The 24,243-nt window shown below is 40.2% G+C and carries 23 protein-coding genes; all 23 read right to left on the reverse strand.

All coding sequences use genetic code 11. The features are described 5' to 3' along the window. Positions 1 to 223 (reverse strand): hypothetical protein (locus PCY16_RS02090; protein WP_301353711.1); only part of this gene is annotated, 223 nt, incomplete at its 3' end. 26 nt (positions 224 to 249) lie between these two features. After that, positions 250 to 1,104 carry a cysteine ABC transporter substrate-binding protein gene (locus PCY16_RS02095; protein WP_002891583.1) on the reverse strand — a complete coding sequence of 285 codons (855 nt, stop codon included), beginning with the start codon at positions 1,102 to 1,104 and terminating at the stop codon, positions 250 to 252. A gap of 43 nt (positions 1,105 to 1,147) precedes the next feature. After that, positions 1,148 to 1,906 (reverse strand): amino acid ABC transporter ATP-binding protein, encoded by a 759-nt coding sequence (locus tag PCY16_RS02100; RefSeq protein WP_060971738.1) that lies wholly within the window; start codon positions 1,904 to 1,906, stop codon positions 1,148 to 1,150. A gap of 1 nt (position 1,907) precedes the next feature. Further along, on the reverse strand, positions 1,908 to 2,585 hold the full coding sequence (locus PCY16_RS02105; RefSeq protein ID WP_002891585.1) for an amino acid ABC transporter permease: 678 nt from the start codon (positions 2,583 to 2,585) through the stop codon (positions 1,908 to 1,910). Beyond that, positions 2,545 to 3,225, reverse strand: coding sequence for an amino acid ABC transporter permease (locus tag PCY16_RS02110; protein ID WP_003094028.1), 681 nt, complete (start codon positions 3,223 to 3,225; stop codon positions 2,545 to 2,547). Before PCY16_RS02110 ends, PCY16_RS02105 begins: the two co-directional genes overlap by 41 nt. Positions 3,226 to 3,651: 426 nt before the next feature. Continuing rightward, the gene (locus PCY16_RS02115; RefSeq protein WP_070575504.1) at positions 3,652 to 4,698 is read right to left on the reverse strand and encodes a D-alanine--D-alanine ligase; all 1,047 of its coding nucleotides are present in this window, start codon (positions 4,696 to 4,698) and stop codon (positions 3,652 to 3,654) included. A gap of 138 nt (positions 4,699 to 4,836) precedes the next feature. Next, on the reverse strand, positions 4,837 to 5,040 hold the full coding sequence (copZ, locus tag PCY16_RS02120) for a copper chaperone CopZ (RefSeq protein ID WP_002884431.1): 204 nt from the start codon (positions 5,038 to 5,040) through the stop codon (positions 4,837 to 4,839). A 73-nt stretch (positions 5,041 to 5,113) separates the two neighbouring features. After that, on the reverse strand, positions 5,114 to 7,342 hold the full coding sequence (locus PCY16_RS02125; protein WP_070575507.1) for a heavy metal translocating P-type ATPase: 2,229 nt from the start codon (positions 7,340 to 7,342) through the stop codon (positions 5,114 to 5,116). A gap of 3 nt (positions 7,343 to 7,345) precedes the next feature. Beyond that, the gene (locus PCY16_RS02130) at positions 7,346 to 7,777 is read right to left on the reverse strand and encodes a CopY/TcrY family copper transport repressor (RefSeq protein ID WP_070575510.1); all 432 of its coding nucleotides are present in this window, start codon (positions 7,775 to 7,777) and stop codon (positions 7,346 to 7,348) included. A gap of 428 nt (positions 7,778 to 8,205) precedes the next feature. Next, positions 8,206 to 8,343: a hypothetical protein gene (locus tag PCY16_RS02135; RefSeq protein ID WP_171963581.1), complete on the reverse strand. Its 138-nt coding sequence runs from the start codon at positions 8,341 to 8,343 to the stop codon at positions 8,206 to 8,208. 163 nt (positions 8,344 to 8,506) lie between these two features. Next, the gene (gene trpA, locus PCY16_RS02140) at positions 8,507 to 9,289 is read right to left on the reverse strand and encodes a tryptophan synthase subunit alpha (RefSeq protein WP_073950360.1); all 783 of its coding nucleotides are present in this window, start codon (positions 9,287 to 9,289) and stop codon (positions 8,507 to 8,509) included. A 3-nt stretch (positions 9,290 to 9,292) separates the two neighbouring features. After that, complete coding sequence (gene trpB, locus PCY16_RS02145) at positions 9,293 to 10,501, reverse strand: tryptophan synthase subunit beta (protein ID WP_002891598.1); 1,209 nt, start codon at positions 10,499 to 10,501, stop codon at positions 9,293 to 9,295. Next, positions 10,498 to 11,079, reverse strand: a complete 582-nt coding sequence (locus tag PCY16_RS02150; RefSeq protein ID WP_195414187.1) for a phosphoribosylanthranilate isomerase — start codon at positions 11,077 to 11,079, stop codon at positions 10,498 to 10,500. Before PCY16_RS02150 ends, trpB begins: the two co-directional genes overlap by 4 nt. Continuing rightward, entirely contained in the window at positions 11,066 to 11,833 is a 768-nt protein-coding gene (gene trpC, locus PCY16_RS02155) for an indole-3-glycerol phosphate synthase TrpC (RefSeq protein WP_003096363.1), read from the reverse strand. Before trpC ends, PCY16_RS02150 begins: the two co-directional genes overlap by 14 nt. Continuing rightward, positions 11,830 to 12,834, reverse strand: coding sequence for an anthranilate phosphoribosyltransferase (trpD, locus tag PCY16_RS02160; RefSeq protein WP_195414188.1), 1,005 nt, complete (start codon positions 12,832 to 12,834; stop codon positions 11,830 to 11,832). Before trpD ends, trpC begins: the two co-directional genes overlap by 4 nt. 90 nt (positions 12,835 to 12,924) lie before the next feature. Beyond that, positions 12,925 to 13,491 (reverse strand): aminodeoxychorismate/anthranilate synthase component II, encoded by a 567-nt coding sequence (locus tag PCY16_RS02165; RefSeq protein ID WP_080611849.1) that lies wholly within the window; start codon positions 13,489 to 13,491, stop codon positions 12,925 to 12,927. Then, positions 13,488 to 14,843, reverse strand: coding sequence for an anthranilate synthase component I (gene trpE / locus PCY16_RS02170; RefSeq protein WP_195414189.1), 1,356 nt, complete (start codon positions 14,841 to 14,843; stop codon positions 13,488 to 13,490). Before trpE ends, PCY16_RS02165 begins: the two co-directional genes overlap by 4 nt. A gap of 76 nt (positions 14,844 to 14,919) precedes the next feature. Further along, positions 14,920 to 15,201, reverse strand: a complete 282-nt coding sequence (locus tag PCY16_RS02175; protein WP_195414190.1) for a chorismate mutase — start codon at positions 15,199 to 15,201, stop codon at positions 14,920 to 14,922. A gap of 421 nt (positions 15,202 to 15,622) precedes the next feature. Beyond that, positions 15,623 to 18,292 (reverse strand): SNF2-related protein, encoded by a 2,670-nt coding sequence (locus tag PCY16_RS02180; RefSeq protein ID WP_070575527.1) that lies wholly within the window; start codon positions 18,290 to 18,292, stop codon positions 15,623 to 15,625. Positions 18,293 to 18,309: 17 nt separating this feature from the next. Beyond that, positions 18,310 to 19,560: a chromosome partitioning protein ParB gene (locus PCY16_RS02185; protein WP_070575530.1), complete on the reverse strand. Its 1,251-nt coding sequence runs from the start codon at positions 19,558 to 19,560 to the stop codon at positions 18,310 to 18,312. A 17-nt stretch (positions 19,561 to 19,577) separates the two neighbouring features. Further along, the gene (locus PCY16_RS02190) at positions 19,578 to 21,254 is read right to left on the reverse strand and encodes a DNA cytosine methyltransferase (RefSeq protein ID WP_229056695.1); all 1,677 of its coding nucleotides are present in this window, start codon (positions 21,252 to 21,254) and stop codon (positions 19,578 to 19,580) included. A 176-nt stretch (positions 21,255 to 21,430) separates the two neighbouring features. After that, positions 21,431 to 21,781: a PBECR2 nuclease fold domain-containing protein gene (locus tag PCY16_RS02195; RefSeq protein ID WP_070575537.1), complete on the reverse strand. Its 351-nt coding sequence runs from the start codon at positions 21,779 to 21,781 to the stop codon at positions 21,431 to 21,433. 93 nt (positions 21,782 to 21,874) lie between these two features. Beyond that, the gene (locus PCY16_RS02200) at positions 21,875 to 24,223 is read right to left on the reverse strand and encodes a cation-translocating P-type ATPase (protein ID WP_070575544.1); all 2,349 of its coding nucleotides are present in this window, start codon (positions 24,221 to 24,223) and stop codon (positions 21,875 to 21,877) included. Positions 24,224 to 24,243: the final 20 nt, after the last annotated feature.

Raw genomic sequence — 24,243 nt, forward strand, 5'->3', positions numbered from 1 at the left:
CGGTTTTAAAAATTTTATCAACTTTAGGAAGCGTGTTTTCATCACTCTGAATATACAAAAAGAGAAGACCTATCTGGTCCTCTCTAGATGTTAGCTTTTCGTCACCCACTACAGTTGACAAAGAGCCGAAAAAAATCACCCTAAAACAAGAAAAACCACTCCTGCTTCTAGCTGAGCTAGATAGCCACGAGGTGGTTTTACTTGTTTTATTCTTGTTAAGCAAGATTTCCCCTTAGAGAGGAATTAGCCTTATTTCACTTCGCCACCTTCAACCACGAGGTCATCAGCTTTAGCTGCATCACCGTAAGTTGGGTGAAGTGTTTTTTCATAATCTTTGTGGAAGAAATTCTCTTCGCCAAGTTTCTTAATGTCTTTATTGATAAAGTCAAGGAGTTCTTTGTTACCTTTTTGAACGGCTGGGGCAATAGTATCTGGGTTACCAAGCGATGTGATTCCAACTTCGTAACCTTTATTTTCTAGAGCCCAAGCAAGAACTTCTGTATTATCTGTTGAGAAGGCATCGCCACGACCATCAAGGAGGGCTTGGTAAGCGTCGCTATATTGGTCATACTTTTGCAATTTGATATTTGGGTAGTTCTTTTCAAAGTAAGTTTCAGCAGTTGTCCCCTTAGTAACAATCAAAGTCTTACCTTCAAGCTCTTTAACGTCCTTAATGACCTTATCTTTAGGTGATACCACACCGATTGAGACTTTCATATAAGGAAGAGCGAAGTCCACTTGTTTCTTACGTTCATCAGTTACTGTGAAGTTGGCAAGCGTAATATCTACCTTGTTTGAAATCAAGAATTCTGCACGGTTGGCCGCATCTACTGAGACGTATTTAGGTTTAACACCCAAGTCTTTAGCCAAACGGTTACCAAGTTCAATATCGTAACCTTGGTAAGCACCCTTGTTATCTACATAACCGAAAGGTTTCTTGTCCGCAAAAACGGCGATACGGAGTTCACCACTCTTCTTAATTTCTTCAATAGTACGTGCTTTGGCTGTTGATTTACCAGAGCTACTGTTACTTGAGCAAGCAGTCACTGCCACCAAGGCAAAGACGAGGGCTAATAGGGCAAAAATTTTCTTTGTTAATTTCATAAATATCTCCTAAAATATTATATTTTTTATTAAAAACAATGGGTTACAAATAGGCACCAAACTGGCTGAAGTCAAAGACATTGAGAAACTCTTGAGCTCGCTGTGTCTTTGGATGATTGAAGAATTCTTCAGCAGTACCTTCCTCAGCGATGACACCCTTATCCATAAAGATAATACGGTCAGCGATGGCACGCGCAAACTGAAGCTCATGGGTTACAATCAACATGGTACGCCCTTCTTGAGCGAGGTCATTGATCAATTCCAAAACTTCACGAACCATCTCAGGGTCAAGCGACGCCGTCACTTCGTCGAAGAGAATAACTTCAGGATGCATGAGCAGTGAACGGACAATGGCTACACGTTGCTTTTGACCACCCGACAGTTGTCGCGCAAAGCTATGCTTCTTGTCCAAAAGTCCCACACGGTCCAAAAGTTTCTCAGCCTCCGCAATAACCTCTTCCTTGTTACGCCCTTGAGCTTTGACCGGTCCCAAAATCAGATTTTGCAGGATGTCCAAATGCGGGAAGAGGTCATAACTTTGAAAGACCATTCCGATTTTCTGACGAATCAAGTGAAAATCCTTCTTGCTACTAGTGATAGACTTGCCATCCAGGAGAATATCCCCTCCTTGAATAGTCTCCAAGCCATTGATACAACGTAGCAAGGTCGATTTCCCACAACCTGAGGAACCCAGGATAACAACGACTTCACCTTGTTTAACATCCAAGGAGATGCCTTTGAGAATCTGATTGTCCCCAAAGGACTTTTTCAAATCCTTGATTTGTAAAATGCTTTCTGTCATCTTAATTCCTCCAACGATTTTCAAGATAAGTAGACAGCTTAGATACTGGGTAACAAATGGCAAAATAAAGAATCAAAATCGTGCCATAAATCCAGAAAGAAGCTGTTGGAATAGTCAGGCGGTTACTATCAATAATCTGCTGACCAACCTTGGTCACCTCTACTACGCCAATCAAAACCACCAAGGATGTGGTCTTAATCATACGTGTCACCAGGTTAATAGCCTGAGGCAACAAGCGACGCAAGACTTGTGGGATAATCACATAGGTATAGAGTTGGCCATTGGTCAAGCCAAGGGCCCTTCCGCTCTCAAACTGGTGTCTAGGTAGTGACGTGATTGACCCACGCACCAAATCACCCATCTCAGCCGTTCCCCATAGGGTAAAGACGATAATAGCCGATAGCTCGCCTGAGATATTGATGTTAAAATTCCTAGCCAGACCAAAATAAACAATGAAGAGCAAGACTAACTGGGGCATGATACGAATAAATTCCAGATAAATACGTGACAAAAAACGTACAATCTTAGATTTAGAAGTCATGACAATTCCAAAAAGGGTTCCTAATAAAAGGGACAGAAGCACCGAAACGATGGAAATCCCAATAGTTACGCCTAAACCTTGTAAGATACGTAGGAAATTATTCCCCTGAAGAAGAACCTGAAAGCCCGAATCCTGCATAGCGTAACCTCCTTTCAATCCAACTAAAGACTAGAGAAATCGGCAGCAACATCAAGAGATAAGCCACCACCAACATGCCTAGAGCCACATCGGTTTCGTAGTAAAGACCAATCAAATCCTTAGCCACATACATCAAATCCGCCAAGGCTACCGCTGAGAATACTGACGTTTCCTTGATAAGGAAAATAACGTTAGCACTAAATGACGGCAACGCCACAGCTACTGCCTGAGGAAGGACCACATAGCGAAAGACTTGGAACGGCGTCAAACCAATAGACAAGCCCACTTCATGTTGGGTCTGACTAACAGCCTCTAGACCACTTCGGAAGGACTCCGCCATATAGGAACCACCCAAGAAAATCAAACCTACCACAGCACAAGCCTCTGAGGATAGAACCAAACCTATACGAGGCAAGCCAAAGTAGAGAAAGAAGAGCTGAATTAAGAGCGGCGTATTACGAGATAGCTCAATATAAGCCGTCGAAAGCTGACTCAAAACCGGCACTCGATAATGACGAATAACACTCACCACCAAGCCCAAAAGGAAGGAACCAAAAATCCCCAGAACGGCAATATGTAAGGTTAAAAAGAATGCCTTCTGATAAAAGGGCAAATACTGTTGAACAATGGACCAGTCCAAAACTTACCTCCTCATTTAAGATACAAAGGGCGTAGAAAATTCCGTAAGACAAATAGGAAACTGACGACGTGTGCTGGCACACTAGGAAGTTTATCTTTTGCTCTAGGAATTTAGCCTGTGTTCAATTCTACAAGATACAAAAGGCGTGTAAAATTCCGTAAGCACTCACTGACATCTACTTCTAGCCCTTTGACCCTTCTCTCGCATTTGAAAAGCACAGCTTCACAAAACACGAATGAATTGCTCTATTTCATTTGAAACGTTAGATTTATTCTACCACCTGTTAGATTATTTGGATAATATGTATTTTTTATCAGCGTGATAAAGAAAAGATATAAATAAAATCTAGATTTCTGTAAAGAAAAAAACACCTCAGTCTCAGAGATTTCTCCAAGACTAAGATGTCTGTCTCCTAAATCATAGTGCTTAAATCAAATGGCTTTCACGTTTTTCGAACATCTCTTGTCCCAAGGCTACCAATTCCTTGATAAGGTCTGAGTATGAAAGTCCCATATTTTCCCAAAGTAGTGGGTACATTGACCATTGAGTGAAACCTGGCATGGTATTGAGCTCGTTAAGGTAGATAGCTCCATCCTCTGTCAGGAAGAAATCACAGCGAGCAAGACCACAACCACCAAGAGCACGGAAGGCCTTGGCCGCATAGGCACGCATTTGCGTCATGACTTCTGCAGGCACGTGAGCTGGAATATCCATGGTAATCTTATTGTCAATGTATTTAGCTTGGTAATCATAGAAAGCCACGTCTTTGACCACTTCACCTGGATCTGTCGTTTTGACAGTTGTATTTCCAAGGATACCAACCTCGATTTCTCGGGCAACCACACCTTGCTCAATCAAGATACGGCTATCATATTTGAGAGCCAGATCAATCGCTGCACGAAGCTCCGCTTCGTTTTCAGCTTTCGAAATCCCAACAGATGACCCCATGTTAGCAGGTTTTACGAAAACTGGGAAGGTCAATTTTTCAAGCGTCTCTGCTACTGCTGCTTCCAAATCTTCACCCTCGATGTAGACTGTGTAGGCAACCTGAGGGACACCTGCAACTTCAAGAATATGCTTGGTCATAATCTTGTCCATAGCCACACTTGATGACAAGACATTAGTACCCACGTATGGCAACTTGAGGGTTTCGAGGAAACCTTGGATAGATCCATCCTCACCCATAGGTCCATGGAGCACAGGGAATACCACAGCGCCTTCCTCATAAATATCGCTTGGTTTGATAGCCTGACTAGCCACAACTGTGTCATTAGTCATGAGCTTCTCGTCATCACCTGGTGTTTCTGTAAATTCTTGTGTTTTGATAAAATCACCAGACTGAGTGATAAAGTAGGTTTTAACCTCAAATGCGCTGTAATCCACCGCACGCATAACACTCTCAGCTGAGAGCACAGACACTTCACGTTCTGCTGAACGTCCACCGTAGAGAAGGATAAGGGTTTGTTTAGACATAGGTATACCGTTTTCTTTTCTTGATTTTCTAGTCTCAGTTTTGAGAACATAATTACTTTAATCATATCACAAAAGGAAGGGATTTTCAAAAAGATTATAGGCAGAAAAAAACAGCCTAAGAGCTGTTTCAATCCTGTCTTAAATTTCGTCACCAAGCTCGAACTTAGTACCTTTAAGGGCACGTTTGAGAGACCACTTCCATGGTTTACCTTCAATAGTGACTTGTTTGTTTTCGAGATCAACTTGAACCTTGTCTACGCCTTTAACAGCGGAGAGTTTTTCAGTAACGGTGTTGACACAGCCTTGGCATTTCATTCCTGTAATCTTATATGTTTTTGTCATTTTTCTTTCTTCCTTTTCTTTAATTGTTTTTTGATACACACCTTAAGTGATGGAGGACATTAGCAATCGACACTTAGACTTTGCGACGTTTGAGGCGCAGAGCATTAAGGACGACCGAAACAGAGCTAAAGCTCATGGCAAGTCCTGCTATCATTGGGTCAAGAAGGGGACCTCCAAAGAGGTGGAGGACACCCATAGCTACTGGGATAGACAAGATATTGTAGATAAAGGCCCAAAAGAGGTTCTCTTTTATCGTTGTGATAGTCGACTGACTAATTTTCAGAGCCTTAACGACATCCATGAGGTTGGGTTTCATAAGGACCATATCGGCACTTTCCATAGCAATATCTGTCCCTGAACCCATGGCAATACCGATATCGGCAGTCGCAAGGGCTGGGGCATCATTGATACCATCACCAACCATGATGACTGATTTTCCTTCTGCCTGAAGGTCGCTAATCACCCTAGATTTCTCTTGTGGAAGGACTTGACTGATAACCCGCTTGATACCAACCTTTTGGGCAATGGCTTGAGCTGTTTGGTCATTATCCCCAGTCAACATGATGACTTCCTTGCCCATTTGATGAAGGGCTGCCACCATATCAGCACTATCTGCTTTAACCTGATCAGCTACACCAAAGAGTCCGATTAACTTACCATCTTCAGCCAAGAAAATAGGTGTCTGACCATCCGCTGTCAAGCTTTGGAAATCAGCCTGTGCTGAAGTCAAGTCGACTTTTTCCTCAGCCATAAGAGTTTGATTCCCAGCTAGATAAGTTTTGCCTGCATAGCTTGCAGTAAGTCCTCGTCCAGTCAAACTTGAGAAATTGTCCATCTCCAACAAGTCCAAGTTAGCATTTTCTGCTGCCACAAGGATGGCTTGACCCAAGGGGTGTTCAGACTTGGCTTCCAAGGATGCCAAAAGCTGCAAAGCTGCTCCGCTATCTCCATAAGTATAGCTAGAAACGAGCTGAGGTTTACCCTGAGTAATGGTTCCTGTCTTGTCAAAAACGAGGACATCAGCCTTATGAGCTAACTCGAGCACATCTCCACGCTTATAGAGAATACCATGCTCAGCACCAAGCCCTGTACCAACCATGATGGCTGTCGGTGTCGCAAGACCCAAAGCACATGGGCAAGCAATGACTAAGACGCTAACTACTACTATCATAGCGAAGGTAAAGGTTTGTCCCATGACAAAGTACCAAAAGAGACCTGAAATAAGTGCGATAGCCATGACAACAGGAACAAAGACCGCTGACACTTGATCGGCAATCTTGGCAATCGGTGCCTTGGTTTGTTGGGCATCCTCAACCAATTTAATGATTTGGGAAAGCAAGGTGTCCTTACCAATCTTTTCAGCCTCATAAATCAAGCTACCTTGACCATTAATAGAACCTGCAAACACTGGCTTACCAGCGGATTTTTCAATAGGGAGTGACTCACCTGTAAGCATGCTCTCATCAATCGCGGAGCTACCAGAAATCACCTGACCATCCACGGCTATCTTTTCCCCAGGTTTGACCACAATATGGTCACCAAGAACAACCTTATCCACAGGAAGCTTGACTTCCTTACCATCCCGAAGGACGGTTGCCTCCTTGGCTGACAAGTGCATAAGTTTCTTGATAGCCTCTGAAGTTCGACCTTTAGAGAGGATTTCAAAGTACTTACCTAGAGTAATCAAGGTCAAAATAACAGCTACCGACTCAAAATAAAGTTGGTGGACGTGATGGGCATGCCCCAAAGAAATGTGATAAGTACCATAGAGACTATAAAGGAAGGCCGCCGATGTTGCCAAGGCTACCAAGGCATCCATGTTAGGATGACCCTTGGCCAAAGTGCGAAAACCATTACTATAGAAGGAACGACCCAACCACATGACTGGAACTGTCAAAACTAGCAGCACCAAGGCATAAGTCAAGGCTGCATGGTGAGGAGACAAGAAGTTTGGCACAGGTAGACCAACCATTGGGCCCATAGCAAGATAAAAGAGAGGAATGGTGAAGACAGATGACCAAATGAGGCGCTCACGTACCTTGTGAATCTTGTCTTCTTCACGCTCTTCTTGGCTTTTGGCTGTGTCTGGATTGTAGACTTCAGCCTCATAACCAGCGTCAGCCACAGCTTTTTCAATAGCTTCTGGACTAACCTTATCCCCAGCGTAATCCACAGACATTTTTTCAGTGGTTAGGTTAACCACAGCCTTGTCCACACCATCCAACTTATTAACAGCATTTTCTACATTGGCTACACAGGATGCACAGGTCATCCCATTAACCACAAAGGTTTCTTTTGCCATTTCCTATATCACCTCCATATGATGCCCACAAGCACATTGGCCAGGCACACAGTCACAAACCACCTGATCCACAGGTTCTTTTGCTGCAAGCAAGGCCTGTAACTTATCCACATCGGTTTGGGTCATCGGCGTCTTTGCCATGAGTTGACCCAACAAATCGCTATGTTTGGTCAAACAAATCTTGTCAAAAACAGCTTCTAAAGCCTGAAAATTCGCCTCATCTTCCCCCAAGCTAGCTTGATAGATAAACCCTCGTCCTTGACGCTGACTGGTTAGATAACCCTTGTCCGCCAAACGTCCAATCAAGGTCTTTACTGTCGAAGCCGACCAGTCTAGCTTCTTAGATAGAATCGCTATAATCTCTGAAGAAGTCGCCTGCCCCTTAGCCCAGAGCACTCGCATGACTTCCCATTCCGCAGATGAAATTGTCAGCATAATTTTTCCTTTCTGAATGTCGTTATTTGTTTACGTTTGTAGATTTATTTTAACGCTGCCATGAGGATATGTCAAGGGTTTTATTTACATTTGTAGATTTATCGCGAAAAAATAAGCACCTCCTAAGAGGTGCTACACTTTACTAAGATAAGATTGAGTTGACGAGGCTACGTCCAAAATCCCTGCCTTCAACATACAAAAATTTAAACATGCCTGGGTAAATAACAGCCAAACAAATAATCATAAAGATTATTGCTAGAGCTTTTTTATTTGATACAAAGAATGAAAAAATATGATCAATCATGTTCTGTGATGCCTTCTCTCCCTTTCTTTTTAGTTATAAAATCATTCTATAGTTTCCAAAAAGAAAAAAATAGTGACATAGATGTCACTAAAAAGGCTTATTCATTCAATACGAGATTTAACCCTCAGCTTAATCCCTTGTAGAGGTACAAGGCACCAACCAGAAGGAAAATCAGTGCATAGTGATTCTCTCCACGATAGAAAAATAGTAAGGCTCCTATTAAGAAACTGACACCTAGTATTACCCTCAATGATACTTTCATTTGTCTACCTTCTTTTTATAAGTGAGATGAAAATAAAAACCAGAGATAAATTTAATTCGCCACTATTCACCCATAGTATAATACTGGAAAATAAGAAAATCAAATCATCCCCAAGAATGATTTTGATAAAAAAACACTCCCCATTTCTGGAGAGCATCGTCTTCTATTTTTCAAAATGTGAACCGAATGTAACAAATTCAGCGACGTCTTCTTCCTTACCGTCGTGGAGGTCACGGACGATTTTTGATCCTACGATAACACCGTCTGATACAGCGTTAAAGCGTTTGATGTCGTCCTCTGTTGACACACCAAAACCTGTGAGAACTGGAATGTCTGCATGGGCAGTCAAGTTAGCCAAGTGTTTGTCAAGGTCATCACGGTAATTACCAGTCTTACCTGTAACACCATTGATGGCAACGGCGTAGATAAAGCCTTCTGCACCATCAATCAACTGTTTCTGACGGTCAATACCTGTAGTCAAGCTCACCAGAGGCACGAGAGCAATATCACTGTCTTTCAAATAAGGAGTGATAAAGTTAGCGTGTTCATCTGGCAAATCAGGAATAATGAGCCCCTTGACAGATGTCTCAGCTAGATCCTTAACAAAGGCCTCAATACCATATTGATAAACTGGGTTGATGTAGGTCATGATAACCAAAGGCACCTGTGTTTTTTGTTCTTGAAGCTTCTTGATAATAGCTGTCAAAGTCACATCTTTAGCCAAACTACGTTGTCCTGCTAGTTCAATAACGGGGCCGTCAGCCACTGGGTCAGACCATGGAATACCCACCTCAATAGCTGAGACACCACTATTTTCCAAGAGAGCAATAGTCTCAAAGAGTCCGTCTAGGCCTTTAGCGTGGTCACCCGCCATGATATAAGGTACGAAAATACCGCGTTTACTGTCTTTGATAGCTTGTAGGTGTTTTGTTAGTGTTTTTGTCATGGTTTATTTCCCTTCTGCTTCAGCTTCGAAACGTTCTTTAACCTGCATAACGTCCTTGTCCCCACGACCTGAGAGGCAGACGATGAGACTTTGGTCTGGCGACATCTTAGCTGCCACTTTTTGCGCAAGGGCAATGGCATGGCTAGACTCAAGAGCTGGGATAATACCTTCTAAACGTGACAGAAGTTTGAAACCTTCGAGAGCTTCTTCATCTGTAATAGAGTCGTAAGTCGCACGGCCAATTTCGTTGAAATAACAGTGCTCAGGACCAACCCCTGGATAGTCCAGACCAGCTGAGATAGAGAAGGCTTCCATGATTTGACCATGAGCATCTTGGAGGACATCCATAAGCGCTCCATGAAGAATACCTGGACGACCTTTGGCAAAGGTTGCGGCATGTTTTTCAGTATCAAGCCCCAAACCAGAAGCCTCAGCACCATACATAGCTACTGATTTATCATTAACAAATGGGTAGAACATACCGATAGCATTTGAACCACCACCGATACAAGCCATGACGGCATCAGGTAATTTACCACCAGAAATCTCTGCGTATTGACGTTTGGCTTCACGACCGATGACAGATTGGAAGTCACGGACAATTTCTGGGAATGGTGCAGGACCAAGGGCAGATCCCATGATGTAGTGAGTATCCTCGATACCTGCAACCCAAGCACGAAGGGCAGCATTTACAGCGTCCTTAAGCACGCGCGAACCATCTGTAACGCTAAATACCTTGGCACCAAGCAACTCCATACGGAAAACGTTAAGCGCCTGACGTTTAACATCTTCCTCACCCATATAGATCGTACAGTCCATGTCGAATAGGGCTGCGGCTGTCGCTGTTGCAACACCGTGTTGACCTGCACCAGTTTCGGCAATGATTTTCTTCTTGCCCATACGTTTGGCAAGCAAGACTTGACCAAGGGCATTGTTAATCTTGTGGGCACCTGTGTGGTTAAGGTCCTCACGTTTAAGATAAATTTGCGCTCCACCAATATGATCAGTCAAACGTTTGGCGTGGTAAAGAGGCGTCTCACGTCCCACATAGTTTTTGAGGAGATCATCCAATTCCGCTTGGAAACTTGGATCTTCCTTGGCCTCACGATAGGCCTTGTCCAATTCAATAACGGCTGTCATCAGCGTTTCAGGAACGAACTGACCACCGAATTTTCCGTAAAATCCTTTTGCATCAGGTTGTTGATATGTCATGCTTTCACTCTTTCTATAAATGCTTTAATCTTGTCTAAATCTTTGTGACCATCTGTCTCGACACCTGAGGACACATCTAAGGCATAGGGCTGGAAAGTTTCCTTGGCCTCTGCCACATTATCCACAGTCAAGCCACCAGCGATGAAATAGTCCTGTTCAATCTGTTTGTTCGCCAAAAGTTGCCAGTCAAAGGTCTGACCACTACCAGCAATAGGAGCATCAAAAAGAAGATAATCCGCCTGGCTCTTGACTTGAGAATCACTATCTGCAATCTGAATAGCTCGAATAACTGGTACTGATATCTTTGGAATCAGAGCTTCATCAAAAGTTCCATGAATCTGAACGATATCTAAGGGGACCTGATTAATCGCTTCTTCCAGTTCCTCAAGACCTGGTGAAACAAAGACACCGACGATTTTTGTCTGGCCTGTCACCCCTTTAGCCAGCTCGTGAGCTTGTTCAAGACTCACTTGACGCTTACTTTTGGCGAACACAAAGCCAATGTAGTCAGCACCTGCTTCAACTGCAGTGGCTACTGCTTCTGGTGTCGACAATCCACAAATTTTAACCTTTGTCAATTTGCAACTCCTTGACCTTTTCAGCTACATTGTCAGCCGTCATAAGAGCAGTTCCTACCAGAATCCCATTAAAATATGGGGCAACTAGGGCAGCATCCTGACCTGTAAAAATAGCCGATTCAGAAATATAAACAGGTTTATCCTTGAAATGCGTTGATAACTCAAGACTGGTATTGATATCTGTCTCAAAGGTAACCAAATTACGGTTGTTAACGCCAATAATCTCAGCACCAATACGATGAGCCACTTCCAATTCTGGTAGATTATGCGTTTCAACCAAGACTTCCAAGCCAAGGCTAGTCGCAAAATCATAGAGCTCCTTGAGACGAGCTTCTGGCAAAGCCGCTACAATCAAGAGAATGACTGTCGCTCCCGCATTACGGCTACGCACAATCTGTTTCTCATCAATAATGAAGTCCTTAGCCAAGGTTGGAATAGCCACCTGTGACGAAATTTCTTTCAAATAGGAAATATCACCCTTGAAGAAAACCTCGTCCGTCAAAACAGAAATCATGGCTGCTCCATTTTCCTCATAGGTTTTGGCCTGAGCCACAATATCCACATCTAGGTTAATATCACCCATACTTGGACTAGCTTTTTTCACTTCAGAAATAATTTGCAGCTTGTTTTGATTTGACTTGAGAAACTCATAAAGACGATAGGTCTGACGCAAGGGCTGCAAGTCTTCCATGACCAACTGAGCCACTTCTTTTTCTTTTTGTTCTAAGATTGTTGGGAGAAAGGCTTTACTCATACTTGTACCTCTTGGAGTTGGTGAAGTTTCTCTAGGGCTGATCCGTCCGCAATCAATTGGCGAGCAAGCTCAACTCCTTCTTTAATGGTCGCAACTTTACCATTGGCAAAGAATCCAAGACCAGCATTAAGCACTGTTGTTTCAAGATAAGGACTAGCTTCATTTTTCAAGACACTAAGGAGAATCTCTGCATTTTCCTTGGCATCGCCACCTGTGATATCAGACAAGTCAACCTTCTCCATACCCAAATCTTCATAAGTGAAAGTGTGCTGGCTGATGTGACCATCTTCCAAAAGGGTGTAGGTGTTAGTGCCATAGAGAGCAGCTTCGTCCATATTGTCAGGACCTGTGATAATAACCGCACGTTTACGTCCCAACTGTTGGATAGCATTAGCAACAATCTCTTGCAATTCCACACGATAGAGCCCCATAAGTTGTGTCTCAAGGTCAAGCGGATTAGCCAGTGGTCCGACCAAGTTCATAATCGTTGGAATCCCAAGAGCTTGGCGAGCTGGACCGATAAAACGCATAGCTGGGTGCATGGTTTGGGCAAAGATAAAAGCCAAACCAACCTCATCAAGTGCTTTAGATAGGGTTTCTGGTGACGCCGAAACGTTGATTCCAAGGGCTTCAAGGACATCTGCCGAACCAGATTTAGAGGAAATCGAACGGTTACCAGCCTTGGCCATACGAATACCACCTGCTGCTAAGACAAAGCAAACCGTTGTTGAAATGTTAAAGCTATAAGACTGGTCCCCACCAGTTCCACAGTTACACATAGCATCTGTGAAGGTCTCAGGCAAGACCGTCGCATGTGATTTGAGGGCACGCACGATACCTGTGATTTCATCTGCTGTTTCTCCCTTAGTTTTGAGCCCCATAAGGAAGGCAGCGATTTGGCTTTCTGAGACTTCATTTTTGAGAATGCGGTCAAAGACTGCTTGGACTTGGTCTTGAGACAAGTCTTGTCGGTTTGAGATTTGTAGGAATATTTCTTTCATATCTGTTTTCCTTTTAAAAACGGTTCAAAGTTTTCTGATGCACGAGGAGATGTTTTGAGCGTAGACCAATCTAGTCAAAAGACTGTCTAACTAGTCTGCAACAATTTTCACGAAATTTTCAACCATCTTGAGCCCATCTGGACTTCCGATGCTCTCAGGGTGATATTGCAAACCATAAATTGGTAGCTCCTTATGTTGAATGGCCATGATTTCTTGATCATCAGTTGTGATAGCTGTCACATCAAAGCCCTCTGGCATTTGGTCAACAACGATGGAATGGTAACGCATGATTGGGACATCATTGTCAATATCCTTGAAAATTAGCGATGGCGTTTCAAAAGTAATATTGCTTTGTTTGCCATGCATGACATTCTTAGCCAAGCCAAGTTTACCACCAAAAGTTTCCGCAATAGCCTGGTGCCCCAAGCAAATTCCCATCATCGGTTTTTTACCAGCGAAATCCTTAATCAAGGCTTCCATTTTACCCGCATCAGCTGGCCAACCTGGACCCGGTGAAAAGACTAGCCCGTCAGCTTTTTCTGCCTCTTCATAGAGTGTCTCATCATCGTTACGTAAGACCTTTACCTCTGTAAATGTCCCTAGGTATTGTGCCAAATTATAGGTAAAAGAATCATAGTTATCAACTAATAAAATCATTGGGCATCTCCTATTCTTGTCATAGCTTTCGCCTTGTTAATCGTTTCGTAAAATTCATTTTCAGGAACACTGTCATAGACAACACCTGCACCTGCCTGAACATAGGCTTTTTGATTTTTGAGAATCATAGTACGGATAGCAATGGCAAAGTCCATATCTCCTGTCGCAGACAGATAACCAATAGCTCCCGCATAAATACCACGTTTTTCCTGTTCAAGCTCATAGATACGACGCATAGCACGAATCTTAGGCGCTCCTGACACGGTTCCAGCTGGTAGGGTTGATTTAAGAGCATCAAGGGCTGTCAACTCAGGCAAGAGTTGCCCTTTAACCACACTGGTAAGGTGCATCACATAGCGGAAATACTCAACCTCCATATACTTAGTCACCTTGACCGTACCATTTTTGGCAATCTTACCAATATCATTACGTCCCAAGTCAACCAACATACGGTGTTCCGCAGTTTCTTTAACATCATGTGAGAGTTCATCCGCCAAGGCAGCATCTTCAGCCTCATTGGCACCACGAGGACGAGTCCCAGCAATCGGATTGGTGACCACCTCTCCATTTTTCACTGAAACCAAGCTCTCTGGGCTGGCACCAATCACCTGATAATCTCCAAAATCATAGAAATAAAGGTAGTTTGATGGGTTGGTCACGCGCAAGTTACGGTAGTAATCCAAAGGATCTCCCTCAAAGTCCGCTGAAAAGCGTTGACTAAGCACACATTGGAACATATCTCCCTCACGAATGAGTTTCTTAGCCTTAGCCACCATGTCCATGAAGACCTCTTTTTCGATATGATTTGAAAATTGCAAGGCTTGCAAGGCCTGAGGTGTAAACTCATTTGGCGCCTGAGTCTGTAGGCTAGTTACCACCTTCCCCAGAGCTTGACGCACCGCATCGTTATCACGACCTGAGTAGATATTATCCTCAACCACATAAACCTTTTCCTTCTTGTGGTCAAAAATCAAATAAGATTCGTAGATGAAGAAATGCATATCAGGTGTTCCAATCGTATCTTCAGGAATCTCACCGATATTTTCATAGAGACCAATCATGTCATAACCTGCAAACCCGATAGCACCACCTGCGAAAGGTAGGTCAGACTTTATGCCCTTGACTGTTACTTGGTCCAAGTATTCGAAAGGATCCTGATCAATCGCCTTACCATTTTCATAAAGCACACCATCCTTGAAGGTTACTTCAAAGACTGGATTGTAGGCAACAATGGAAAAACGCGCATTTTCTTTCTCACGAGGAATGGATTCAAGGATAACCTTGTGTTCCCCCTGAACACGCATATAAGCCAAGATTGGTGTTAAGGTATCGGCTGGTAAAATTTTTCTCATAGTATTTCCTTTCAAACTGGTTTATCGAGAGTAATAAGACTGATACAAGACTCCTTTATAGGATGTATCGGCACCGTTATTGTTCTTTATTCACTTTCTCTTCCAAAGCAATAAATGCTTGAATCATGCTTCGCCAAACACATTCAGCCACATCTGGCGATAAGCCAAGCTCTAGTGCCTCCTTGCGACGGTTAGATATGACTTGAGCCACACGATCACTAGCCTGGACAGCAACCTTGTCTCCCTTGGGCTTAAGCCGTCCTGCCTTTTCCACAAGTATTTGACGTTGGGCCAGGAGTCGAATTAACTGACTATCAATATTATCAATATCACTTCGAATATCGTTTAATGCATCCATAATACCCAACCTTTCATTGAATAATGAAATAATACTTCTTTAAGGTAAATAGACCTTTAAAGATAAAAGTAAACAAAAAACCTCACAGAGAAAAACTCTGTGAGGGCATTAAATCTAGTTTAACACGGTACCACCTCAGTTAATGGTCTCAAAAAAACGACCATCATCTCTATCTCCTCTAACAAGGAGTTGCACGGTAAGGGGTGCCAACCGAGAAGAATATGTGTTACCTTCTCATTATCATCCAATCAGCCCAATGTTCGCTCATCTCGATTACCTACTCACAATCACCGCAGGCTCCCTGAAAATCTAAGACCAGTTACTTTCTGATTTACTAACTATTGTACTCCTTTTTAAAAAGATGTCAAGAATTTTCTGTTAATTTTGACAATTTCTATTATTTACAATAGAAATAAAATATCTATTTCAACTTTTTTCTATTAGAAAGAATACGTTTCCTTTCCTCATCAATAATACTAATCGCTTCATCAATTTCATTCTGAGAAAATTCTGGTGACAGGATATTATCATCAATAGCTTTATACATTATATTAGCCTTAGCTTCCAGTTTCTTATAAATCTGCTGGTCAATATAACCTGGATCACCACTATCCTCTGGTTCACATATGGTCTGTAGATAATAATATCTTGTATATTGGTTATCTTCTAATCCTAATCTATGAATTCTATCTCGAGATTGAAGCATAAAAGTTAGATTAAAATTGTATTCAAAATACAAAGCATCATGAACTTCTTTATGCAAAGATACCGATTCACCTAGAGTTTGAGGATTAGAAATCATAACCATAGTATTACCAAATCGAAAATCATCAATCAGATTCTGTCTATCAGAAACATCCGTACCACCATACACTAAATTAGCTTTCACTCCAACTTGGTCTAACCTATTTTGTATTTTTTTCATGGTATCAACAAATATTGCCCAGACTATGACTTTTTTCCCCTCAGATATAAGCTCTTGAGTTTTTTCAATACCTTTCTCAAATTTAGGGGAAATCATACTAGAAAAGTCAAACTCATCATATCCTTTGGCTTCTTTGATTACCGAGTCAGAAGTATTCTGTAGTCGATTATTAAATATTTCTTCCGATACTTCAAAGGTGTCATCTTGATCATTATCGCCTGCAAACCACATATCTTTATATTCAATCTTTTTGTTAAGTAATTCAGGATTTGTGGACGCTTGTATCAATCGAATCAATCTGGCTAAACTCGACGATTCGTTATAGTATATGGACTGTGCTAATTGTTTCTGTTCTTCGCTAGGTTCTACATCCAAAAATTTATCTGGATCTGGTTTAGGTACTCCTAAGTCATCTTTGTTTAAGCGCCAGAAGAATGGAACTAAAGCTTTATTAATTTCTTCAATTTTCCTAACACTAGGTTTTTTTAATTCATCTAAACTCCATCTAAAAAATGAATTGTACTCATTTGCATAAAGTAAATGAAGAAAGTTATAGATATCCTGATAAGAATTAGGTATAGGTGTTCCAGTTAAAACAAACTTAAACCTTGAATCTTTAACTAGTTCTAAAGCAGCTTGAGCACGGACTCCGAAAGGATTTTTTATTCTATGAACCTCATCAAAAACAATCATTGTCTTAATTGACAGCAATCCTCGCAACTTGTCTTTGTATTTTGTCAACGATTCATAATTCACTAATACAAGATTTGATGTTTTCCAGTTCAAAGATAAATCGAAAGAAAAATCTTTAGAATTTTGACAATCAATTACTTCTAACTGTTTCTTATTTCCAAAAACTTGTTTAAATTCTTCTTTCCAACTGTTGAAAGCATTAATAGGACAAATAACCAATAAATTATCTACGTGCTCACTTTCAACTTTCTTGGAATTCAAAAATGCAAAAACAGCCAAAATCATAGCAGTTTTACCAGAACCTGGCACAGAGAAGTTCGCAGCTCTAGCCATCCTGTATTCGTAGAAGGCTGCCTCAAGTTGCAATTTTTTAAACGGACGTACAACCTCTGAACTAACAACAGAAACAAACTCTTCAAACTTTTCTTGCTCCCCATGAATTGTATATTGTTCAGGTGATTTTAAATAAATTCCTAACTTACTATATTGTTCAATAGAGTACTGTTTTAACTTTAGGTAGTCTTGTACTTCCTCTGATACTTCAACTATAATATTTTTTCTATTACATCTCTTCCTTGTTTCTTCAATAATGTAGTTTATATCCATATAAGAAAATTCTGACTTGATAGTTGAGTTATCATCTTCAAAATATTTATTGGACAAATCTGATTCAGGCTTTAGTTTTCTATCTGAGTTAGTAATTTGTATAGAAGAGTTATCTTGACGTACAATTATATTTCCACTTTTTAAATAAAAATAGATATTATTATCTGACTGATTTTCTTTAACTTTATTTATTGTGGAATATTGCTGGTATTTTTTTATTTCATCATAAACAATTTTTGTAGCATCGATTGTCAGAATATCTTTCTCTTCATTTTTCCATAATCGGTCAAATCTATTTTTGTTAGCTAATATTCGCGTTTGAACATTCTTACTTGAATCCCAAGAAACGTCTACGGAAATACTCTCATAATTATATTCTAAACCATTTCTAGTTTCATTAACAGATCCATTAAAAAAGACAGTTTCATCATCTGAATCAATAAGACCAAATTTATCATGAAAAATCCCTCGTCCTCTTGGAATAACTGCAAACTTTACCTCTGCATGGTTACTTGCAATCATGAATGCCAGATTACCTAACGATTCTTTTGTTTGATTATTTAGAATAGTTTTCCTTAACTGAGCAGGCAAATCTACTAAACTATTTTTAAGAACATATCCTTCTTGAATTTTTTTAAAATCTTCTTCAGAGATATCAGTAGAAATGATAAATTGAGCAAATCCATTATTTCCAAATAATTTATCCAACCCCTTCGAATATAATCCCAGTCCCTCACTAGAAAAATAGGCTGAAACTCTTCTATAAATAGTAGCTTCAGATAATACCGGTTCATAGAATTCTTTAACTAAATTTTCACTTTGATATGTAGGTTGTATTAGGTTTTTAAGTTTTAGAGAAAATACCATTCCTTTTCCCCTTTTCTCTATTTGGATAATTTAAATGCTAAATCTCTAATTTCTTGAAGAATTTCTTTTGCCTCAAAAAATTCTTCTTCATGCAGTTCTTTTAAATCTTCAGAAGATAAATCTTCTAATGTATCTCTGATTTCCTGCAATTTTACCAAGGATTGTCTGCGATTTGCTGTTATTTGGCCTTTGTTTGATAATCTGTTAGTTGTTTGTAATAATTTACTTGAAACTTCTGCTATCTCAAGATTATTATTTAGATTATTTTTTAAATCACTTGCCTTATCTATTGGATTAGACTCAAAAAAGTCAATAATATTATCTACATGCTCATCAGTAGCACTTATGAAATGTTCTTTCATTTCAGGATTATCTAAAATATTATATTTGACATCTCGGATTTTTCTAGTGATATCTCTATCACCAACTTCAGACTTTGCAATCTGGACTGCTAAAATAGTTAGTACATTTTGAGTTATCGTCTCTTTATCTTTTTTTAATTTATTAATTGTTCTTTCAATATCTTCCAGAGGTCCATCTAACTTCAATTCTCTAGCAAGATAAAATTTATCAATAGGATTTTCGTTGGGAGCGACTATAGATAAGAACTTGATAATCAATTTAGCAAGTCGTAAGTCTTTGTTAATTCCCTTAGTGTTACCAGCACCACTTGCTTTTTTATATTCCTCAGGAGTCATTAGTTTTTGAACTTCAATTGTATTGTATACATCAAAAATACGATCAATTGGATCATAACTAACTCTTTCTTCACGACCAAGCTGCAAATCTAATTCTAACTCTTTTATTTTCTTTTCATCAATTTTTTTACTGATATCAAATGAAAGTATAACAGCTTCGAAGTATTGTTGGATTTTTGTTTCTTTTTGTATTCTACGGAGAGCTGTAAATCTACGATTTCCATCAATAACTCTTCCATCTGAAAGAATTACACCAGGTTCTTGTTGTCCTTTCTCAGAAATAGAAAATTGAGTGTTCTTTAGAGCCTGCTTCTTAGATTCATAAATAAATCTTTCAAATATTTCATTATATTTTGAATCTCCAATTTCTGGTGTTAATTTACCATGATTTGATATGTACTGATGGTAAACTGTATTAATACGACCATTTTGATCATTATAGTATAAATATTCTAACGGGAATTTGTATACTGGATAGTCTTTTGGTTCTCCCCCAATAGTCAAACGTTTTTTTAAAGTTGTCTTTTCAATATCTCCATTTTTTATTAATTCATTCAAATCTTGATTCATATTCATTCTCCATCAGTCTATTTCCCATAAATTATTACGGGTACTAAGTAAAGTGACATTATCTGACTTAAAGGTATTTTATCCTTAAGCTGTGAAAGATTCGTATGACAAACATCTATTTCTGAATCTCCCCCATAATTAATAAGATACTTTTCGATTAGCTGTCTAATATAATTAATAACATAATATGGATGTGAAACATCATCCTTATGAAATCCATACCTTTTGTTTTCTTGATTTAATTGATCTATGGAGTATCGCTTAATAACTCTGTCATTTTCTAATTCAATGATTAAGTTTGGTACTAAATTTTTAAGAAGGGATTTAGCTTCCATTTGATTAAATCGTGAAACAATAATTTTTTTAAATCCTTTCCCTGTACCCGCATGTGCAACAACACCCCAATTTCCACTTTCTCCATTAACTTTATTAGTTAAATCAACGGTCATGTTTCCTGATTTAATAGGAAATTGTCTAAACAATGCTTTTTCACTTCGCGTAGGAGGATTATCAAATTCCTTTAATTTTTTACTATCTAAATATTTAAATTGGTTAATATCTTTATCAATAATCTTAGCTGGTAATTTTGGAAATTTTATTAGTTCCAGAATTTTTATAGCTAGAGCAAAAGATAGTTGAACACATACTGCATTTCCTATCTGTCTCCACTTTGTAGACTCATCACCAAAAAATTGGTAATCTAAAGGATAGCCCATAATGCAAGCAGCCTCTCTAACAGTCGGCAAACGGTACTCGCCATCTCCTACTCGACTGTTACTAGATTTATACAGTATAGCTTCTCTAGTGCTAGCTGATTGTGTTGCCATGATAGTACGACTTGGCTTGTCCATGTTTTCTGGAAACGACATCTTTCCCATATAAGGATGTCTCTGTTTTAAATCTCTAGCTTTTTGCCACTGCACTTGATAGACACCTGTATCATAAAAATGATCTTTAAAATCTTTAATACTCACCTTTTCGATGGGATAGTTGGGATCCACAATAAAATCGCAAGATGAATGATCTAAAGGGGAGGGAAAGTTCTTAAATAATTTATTTAGAGTTACTTTTTCTTGTTCTAATTTATCAGGGAAAGGGAAAGTTCCTGTTTTTGTTATTTCTCCACTGACAAAACGTCTCCTTGATTGAGCAGCACCATAATCGTCTGCGTGTAAAATACCTCCATTATACTTGGATCTTATTGCAATAGATTTGGGATTTAAGTTTTGAGACAGAGCCCATTCTGCTAAATCTAAATCTTCAAATGTGTATTCTTCCTGGACATAGTTTTGTGAATTTGGGACATTCTCCATTAACCATGCTTTTAACTTGGAATTCTTTTGAAATTTCTTTACGGCAATTACTTTATAAAAAGTTTTAATTAAATTAATACCTGAATCTTTATTAGCATTTCCTCCTTGATTAGAAAGAGAAAACAACTGACATGGTGGACTGCCAATGATGATATCTGTATTGGGCAACTTATTTATTTCTTCTATATTCTCAAAATCAAGTACACTTTTTACATTATCATTTAGTCCGTGATTAAAATTATGTGTGGTAATTGCAGGTTGCCAGTTATCAATTCCCATTAGTACATCATAACCCGCTCTTCGAAAACCTTCTGAAAAACCACCTGCCCCACAAAAAAAATCTATTACAGTTAGCCTTCTAATATCTTTCTCATTTTTCAAAATTACACCATACTTACTTTCTACTTGAAGTCTTTATACCATCTATTAAAAAAGCCCCCAAAGGGACTTCTTGGTTTGATAAACAACGGCAGGGTGACAGTCCTGCATCTCTTTCAGACCCGAAGGTGCGGCGGCTGCCTCTTCCGCCCTCGTTGTTACTTCTTAACTATATTATATCACATTTTCTTAGCTCTACCAGCATTTAGATAGTTTTTCAGCTTAGAATCTTTAATCACAAACATGGTACGGACACTAAGTTTATCACATAACCTGACCGCTACCAAAACATTACCATCAATACGTTTGATGTATTCCAAGGACTGGCCATTAGGATGGTGCCCAATATAGTCCGGATGAGCAATAATCTCTGGAATCCGTTCATAGGTAGCATCAAAATCACTGAATTCCTGGCGATGTTTTCCCATATGCTTCTTACGTTGTGCAGACAGCGTGATTTCTTCACCAGGCTTGTAGTCCAAATCAAAAGCTTTAATGACTTTTGGCGTCAAGTGACCTACTATTTTCATGCTTCTATTGTACCACACCTCATACACATCAAGGCTTTTCCTACTGTTCAGCTATCAAAAAACTCAAGCCTGTTACCAAGCTCGAGTTTTGATTTATGCTTTTTGAAAAGCACCTTGTTTGTAGCTAATCCAGAAGAAAAGCGGTGTACAGATAGCCATTGCTACTAGATAGATTGGCAAGGTATAGCTATTAAGTGTCGAAATCTCAATCACATCTCGAAGATAGTAGGAGCTGATTAAGAAGCCAAAGACTGAGTAGATAATCAAGGCCACACGCCCCTTATTCAACGGGATACAAGCACGAATAACAGCAAGGACACCCGTTGATCCCATCATATAGTAAGACAGCGTCAGCATATCCGTATTGCTCATGCCAAGATAGACCTGAGACAAATGGAAAATAAGAACACTGATAACCAGCATCAAGGCATTAGGAATAGACAACTGGAGCGAACGTCTGAGGAAATGTTTCTCAACAGGACGAATATTACGTTCGAAGGTTAGAATAAATGGTGGAAAACCTTCGATAAATTGACCTGCCAAAGTCATCTGAACTTGAATAAAAGGGAAGACCAAGAGGTACTCTGCCTTACCAAAAACAATACTGGCAATACAGATAAGCCCCAAAAGGAAGGAATAAACAGTTTTAATGAGGAAAATCGGTGCAATGTGGGCAATATTATTAACCACACGGCGTCCCTCAAATAGAATTTCAGGAATGTCCTTAAACTCAGAATCCATAAGCACCAAGTTGGCAATCTGACGTGTTGCAGGATCTCCCTCTGCCATAACAATCGAACAATCCGCTTCACGAAGTGCCAAGATATCATTGACACCATCTCCAGTCATAGCTGTCGTATGCCCATTGGCATTAAGGGTTTGGATTAACAACTTTTTCTGGTGCGGAGATACACGACCAAAAATCGCAGTATCCTCAGCCAAAGCCTCCAACTCCTCATCGCTGACCTTAGAACAGTCAATATAGCTTTGATAGTCGGCAAAACCAGCTTGATGAGCAATATGAGAAACCGTCACTGGATTGTCACCAGAAATAATCTTAAGCGTCACATCTTCTGAACGCAGGTATTCCAGAGTTTCTGCAGCATCCTCACGAATAGGATCGGCAATTTCAAGTAAAGTCAAAGCCTCGACGTCATTCGGCAAAATCATAGTCTCTGTATCAACACCTGACTGACTCCAAGCCAAAATCAAAACACGAGACCCTCGTGCCTGAGCCTGATCGACTGCTTTGGGATTTTCCTTAAGAAGCATCTCAGGTGCTCCCAAAAAGAGAGTTCCAAACCCATTAACGCTCACAGCACCCCATTTACGATCGCTTGAAAATGGAATAACATCACCTACCTGATAATGATGTTCCAGACCCTCATAAGCATTTCGAATAGCCTGAGCTGTTGCATTTTTATCCTTGCTATGTTGCATATAAGCCGCAAGCAAACGCTCCAACTCCTCTTTCGTAAAACGCTCTGACAGTAGTTCCAGACCTTTAACTGTCATCTTTCCTTGTGTAATCGTCCCTGTCTTATCTAAACAAAGCACGTCTACACGGGCCAAGGTTTCAACAGAGTACATCTCTTGCACCAGGATATGTTTCATCCCAAGTTTAATGACAGCCGTCAAAAGAGATGTAATAGTCAAAAGGGCAATTCCCTTAGGCAACATTCCCAGAAGGGCTGTCGAACTGGTAACTACCGACTCTTGAAGGGAGAGCTGTTTAATCAAGTAAGCCTCAAAAAAGAGCGCAAGCCCAAACGGTATGACAATCTTTCCCGTAAACTTAGCAATCTTGTCCATATTATAAAGAATACGGGACACGATTGGCTTATGAGTCTTAGCCTCTAGCATGAGCTTGTTGGCGTAATTGTCCTCGGCTACATGAATGACTCTGGCATAGACCTGACCACTCACAAGATAAGAACCAGAGAGCAACTCCTTCCCATCTTTCTTTAGAATGTGATCACTCTCACCAGTCAGCATGGCCTCGTTAAGCTCGGCTATCCCATCAACAACCACGGCATCACTAGGAACCTGTTCACCCGCAGACAAGAGCATGACATCATCCAAGACAATGTCCTTAGGATCAATAGAAACAAGCTGTCCATCACGCACCACACGAATCTGATCCTTATTCATGAGATTGAGCTTATCAATCATGCGACGGGCACGCAACTCCGTCATCATCCCCGTAAAGGCATTAAGCACAATAATCCCAAAGAAAAAAAGATTAGACCAAGCCTGAACAGCAATCAAGGCCACAAAGATTGCAAAATTGAGCACATTAAAGGAGTTGAAGACATTACGCCTAAAAATCTCCCAATTGCTGGAGCCAGTTTTTGCTTTAAAATGATTTGTTTTACCGGCATCTATCCGCCGCTTGACCTCCACCTGCGTCAAGCCTTGTAACTGTTTTTTCATAACTTTCATAGTAGCATAAAAATGAGGTG

Source organism: Streptococcus sp. SS4, from assembly GCF_030440125.1.
In the GTDB taxonomy this organism is placed as follows: Bacteria; Bacillota; Bacilli; order Lactobacillales; family Streptococcaceae; genus Streptococcus.